Annotated in this window: 2 protein-coding genes; both read left to right on the forward strand. The window is 58.1% G+C overall.

Going from position 1 to position 5,512, the window contains the following annotated elements; all coding sequences use genetic code 11:
- Positions 1–2,225: carbohydrate binding domain-containing protein (locus tag H5U08_RS09120; RefSeq protein WP_297032352.1), on the forward strand; the 2,225-nt coding region annotated here is incomplete at its 5' end.
- Positions 2,226–2,264: 39 nt separating this feature from the next.
- A partial coding sequence (locus tag H5U08_RS09125) for a UvrD-helicase domain-containing protein (protein ID WP_297032353.1) occupies positions 2,265–5,512 on the forward strand: 3,248 nt, incomplete at its 3' end.

Below are 5,512 nucleotides of genomic sequence, written 5' to 3' on the forward strand. Positions count from 1 at the left end.
CTACAACCGACCTCCCCGCCGAAGAGAGTCGGTTTCAAATTTACTTTCAAAGCACCGGCACACTGTGGTTGGACGATGTGGAGTTGACCCCGGTTCCAGATTTCCGACCGCAGAGACTTCCGCAGCTTTCTGCGAGCGCCGATCAGAATTTCTTTCCCAATAGCAGTTTTGAACTGGGAGGTTTTGGCTGGGGAAGCCTCGGCCAGGGCAGGACATCCTGGGCAACAAACCTCTTCCGTCTGGAAGGTGAGCTTGACGAATCACAGGCGTACCACGGGCGCCGGAGCTGGAAGTTGACGGTTTCCCGCGAGAACCGTTTGCTCACCTACTTTGACTATTTTGATCCTTCGGTCACGGAACTTCGACGGGTTCTCATCGCCCATGAAGGCTGGGTGCCACTCGAACCCGGGAAAACCTACGAGTTCTCGGCAGCGGTCAAAGCAAACCGGGTCCCCGTGCCTGTTACCGTGCAGATCAAACAGGATGAGCGCACCCGAACGTGGAACTTTCAGGTGGGAAATGAGTGGCAACGGTTGAGTGTCCGTTTCAGAGCCGAAGGGGCCTACGCCTACGGGGCTATTGGGCTGGATGCGAGCCATTCTGACCAGGACACAACCCTCTGGATTGATGCCGTTCAATTCCGGTGCGTGCCTTCTCAAGAAGGTTCGGTCCCCTATGCCCCCGCTCGACTGGTCGAGTCGTGCGTGGTCACCGATCAGCCGGGAAATATTTTCACAGCCCCCGACCAGGGCCTGACCCTTCGGCTGCGGGCCTACAATGCAGATTCAAAAACTCATCAAGTGCGTGGAAAGCTTTCCATCGATGATTACCGCGACCGAACAGTTCATACGGAAACCGTGGCTGTGGATATCCCGCCCGACACATGCGTGGAAAAGGTCTTCAATGGGCTCCTGGTCGGTAAGAAAGGTTTTTTCCGCATCACCTGGCAGGCGGAAGGGGCACCCAAGCAGGTGTTGCGGACGGCACTTATCGAACCATATCGCGAACAGGATAGTATCTTTGGAATGAATCACGCCTTTCCCGTGGATTTCCTGATGCCGCTGGCCCATCAGGCTGGGTTGAGGTGGTGGCGGGATTGGTCGTGTCAGTGGCGGCTTGTCCAACCTGCCCCTGACGCTCCGTTCGACTTTGCCATTCCGGACCAGCAGATCCACCGTGTGCTGGCACTCCACGGAAATATCCTCATGCTGCTGCCCTTCCCTGCCACTCCGTGGGCCGCGGCCGCCGATTTAGAGCGCATCGCAAAAGACGCCCAATCGAATTCCTACCTCAAGGAACGTCTGGTGGTCGCGCAGAAGCCCAAAGACATCTCGGCCTTTGAGGCTTATGTCCGCGCCGCGGTCACGCACTACCGAGACCGTGTGCGCTGTATTGAAATCCTCAACGAACCGCTGTTCACGAGTTACGCCCTGCCCAACTCCTACGGGTGGCAGGTGTCCGACTATATCGACTTACTGCGATCAGCGTACCAGGCCGCGAAAGAGGTCCATCCCGATTGTTTGGTGGTGGGCGGGATCGCCGCCCCGCCTGAATCCCGCTGGGTTCGCGACTTCATCGAAGCGGGTGGCCTCGCCTGGTGTGACGTGATGAATCTCCATCTCTATCCGCACCGCGGATCGCCCGACGCTTACGAAGAAGCCTTTCTTCGCTGCCGCGACATGATGCGTCAGGCAGGTTTTGCAAGCAAACCAATCTGGGTCACCGAGATCGGCTGCTACGCGGATGACGATCCACCGTCCCTTCCATTTCGGGTGGGAGACGACGCCATGAACCGGAGCCTGCGCCCCAGCGAGTGGCGGGCCTCCATCGACCTGGTCAAATTTGCCGCCGTGATGGGATCTGCGGGAGTGACGAAGATCTTCTATCACGCGGGAACCTGCGGTCCCCTCAACGAGAATACCGCCGGAAATATCTTTTTCGAGTATGGCGGATGCCCGCGGAAAATGTATGCCGCGCAGGCCGCTCTGGCGCAGTTCCTTGGCCCCGATCTGGTATTCCTGGGAAAAGAATCCTGGCACCCCTCCCTCCAGGTGTATCGTTTCCGAAGCCGAGGGCGAGAGGTTGTCGTCATGTGGGCTAAGAAGCCCATACAGTGGCAGGTGCCGGCCCAGTACGAGGTCTTCGACTTGATGGGAAATTCCCTCATCGTCTCGGAATTGACACTGGACGACGAACCGGTCTATCTTGTTCGAAAAGGCCCTTGAGCCCCTTTCTGTGCTTGCACTTTCCCACGGGCAGTCAATATGGCAAAAAAAGGTGGCGGCAGTGGACCAGCGACGGCTCAGAAAAACGTGATCATTCGGGCAAGCGCCGGGTCCGGAAAAACCTATCAACTCACCAATCGCTTGCTCGCGCTTCTGTTCGCCGGAACTCCGGTCGAAAGCATCCTCGCCACCACGTTCAGCAGAAAAGCGGCGGGCGAGATCCTCGATCGGCTGATGTCGCGGCTGGCAAAAGCCGCCCAGGATAGCGAAGAGTGTGAGCAATTGAGCCGTGCGATTGGGGTGGATGTTACTCCGCAGGCGTGCCGTGCCATTCTCCGAAAAATCATTAAGTATTTCCACCACGTCCAAATTCGGACACTCGATAGTTTTTTCGTTCGGGCAGCACAAGCGCTCAATTTCGAGCTGGGACTCTGGCCGGATTGGCAGATCGACGAAGGGGACCAAACGGAACGCATCAACCGGATCATCCTCGCGGAAATCCTCCACGAGCGGGATCGGGTACGACAGTGGATGCAATTCCTCTTCAAGGGGCAAGCAGTCCGGACCATCACCACGCAGCTTCGTGATATCATCGCGGCCTATTACGAAAATGTTTTTCTGGAAGCGGAACCGACGGCCTGGCAGGCCGTGGACAAACGGCCGACGCTCTCGTCCGCGGAACTGACGAAGGCCGTTGCCCAGCTTCGAAAACTGTCAGGTCGGGATTACAAGAATTCGCTGCTGGACGCCCTGGAGGCGGATCTCGAACGGGCTTCCAGCGAAAACTGGGAAGAATTTCTGAAACGCGGAATCGCTGCAAAGGTGGCTGCCGGAGAAAACCGGTACAGAAAAGTAGAAATTCCCCCCGAGCTTGAAATAGCCTATCAGCCTCTGGTCGATCACGCGAAGGCGGTCATCCTCAACAGGCTTGTGGAGCAGACACTTGCCACTTACGAACTTCTCCACGAATTCCACCAACACTATGCGGCGGCCATCCGGGAGCGGGGAATACTCCGTTTCAGTGACGTGGCACGGCTGCTGCGCGACTATTTGCAGGCCACCGGGTCGGCAGGACTTTCCCTTTGGCAGCGAAGACTCGGTTGGCGGATCCGCCATCTGCTTCTGGATGAATTCCAGGACACGTCCGCCGTGCAGTGGGCTGTTCTGGCGCCATTCGCGGAGGAAGTCTGCCGATCGCATGATGGCTCGTTCTTCTGCGTCGGCGACGTGAAGCAATCCATCTATGGCTGGCGGGGCAGTGAACCGGAAATCTTTGCACGGATCGAATCCGAGCTGCCCGAGGTGGATGTCCAGAATCTTGACGTCACCTGGCGGTCGAGCCCGATTATTGTGGATGTCGTTAACGATGTCTTTTCCAGACTCACGGAGAACCCCGTGATCATCCGCGGGGATAACCTGCCTTTCTGGCGGCGTGCTGCGGAGGCCTGGGTTTCCCGGTTTAGCGTGCACCACACCAAGCGTGTGGAGTACCCCGGTTACTGCTGCGTTGTGGTTCGCCAAAAAGGGGGTCAGTCGGAGGAAGATCAATCCGATGGCGAAGACGTGACTCTTGCGGATCCGATTTTGGTGAACTGGATTGGAGAGGTCTATCAGGCCCCGAGCAAGCCCACCATTGGAGTCCTCGTTCGCAGAAACGCTGCCATCGACCCCATTGTGGCGGCCTTGCGGGGGGCGGGCTTTGAAGTCAGCCAGGAGGGGCGCAATCCCGTCACCACTGCTGTTTCGGTTCAGTTGGTCCTGAATGTTTTGCGGATTGCCGATCACCCCGGTGATACCGCGGCCGCCTTCCGGCTGGGCCATTCACCCCTGGCCTCCCTTTTGGGCTGGGAGGAGTTTCCCCGGTGGGACGGACCGACCCGGCGTGAAAAGTCACTGGAAACGTCTCATCGTCTGCGGGAACGTCTGCTGGACGAGGGCTACGGCAAGGTCATTCGCGAGTTCGCCGACGCGATCAGTGAATACACCCCCCGTGAAGAACATTTGTGGCTGGAAAAACTCGTGGAACTGGCACATACCTACGACGGACAGCGGACCCTCAGGGCGGACGACTTTATCAGATGGCTGGAACATCAACAGGTGGCTGACCCGCAACTCACCCGGATCCGCGTGATGACGATTCACGGTGCCAAGGGCCTGCAATTTGACGCCGTCTTTCTTCCCGACCTGGATGAGCCTGTCGGGCGCCGCACAGGTCAGCTTGTCTTCACTCGACCAGCTCCCGGTAAGCCGATTGATTGGGTCTTCCGGGGCCTCAATCAGGAGCTCGTTAAGGCCAATGTTTTTGAATCCGACCTGGTTGAGCGCTACTATGCATTCCAACAGCGATGTGTGGAGGAAGATTTTTCGTTGCTCTATGTGGCCATGACACGGGCGATTCACGGTCTTTATATATTCGTGTCGCCAGCCGGCTCAGGCCGCTCGGGGCCACCTAAAACACTGGCCAGCATTGTGTGGAATGGGCTGCGCACGGAGCCGCCCCGAACTCCGGGCGATATTCTGTTCGAGCGCGGCCAGCGTGACTGGTTCGCCCGGTGCCCGAGCAGCGTATCCCCTCCCCCGGTGGAGCACGAGACAACTCCTGTTCTTTCGCACGTGAGAAACCGACCGGGGCGTCTTCGCCGCTCCATCCCGTGGAGGACACCTCACGAAGTGGAGGGAACCGGAATATCCGCCGATGTCGTCTTGCGATTCCAACCGGTCCGATCGCTTGCAAAGGGAAGTGTGTGGCACATGTGGTTTTCCCGGGTTCGCTGGGTCGATCACCAGGGAATCCCCTCGCCGGAAGAATTGCGGAAAACGTTGGCCCCCTATCCCGAAATGTCCGACGCCTTCGAGACGCTCTATCGCGAATTCGTGGAAATGCTCGGCAGGCCGAAGGTCAAGCAGGCCCTCAGTCTTGCCGAATACCAGGGCGGGTCCTTCTCGAAGGACAACGTGCCCGCTCAAGCTGCCGCCGGCCTGCAACACCCACGATGGGAAGTTTTTTTGGAACAGCCTTTCGTCGTCGATGCAGCGGGGGCCTTTTGCCGCGGTCAATTCGACCGGGTTGTCGTGCTCTTCGATGGAGATCAGCCCATCGCGGCTGATGTAGTCGACTTTAAGACAGACGATATCACACCAGACCAGCTTAAGGCACGGGTCGAGTTTTATCGGCCGCAGCTCATTATGTATCGGGAGGCAGCCGCTCGCTGGTTGCATGTGCCGGGAGAGCGTGTCTCAGCACGTTTGGTGTTCACGCAACTGGGAGAGGTCATTCCCATTGTTTA

Origin of the sequence: Thermogutta sp. (genome assembly GCF_014359955.1) — a bacterium.
GTDB lineage: Bacteria > Planctomycetota > Planctomycetia > Pirellulales > Thermoguttaceae > Thermogutta.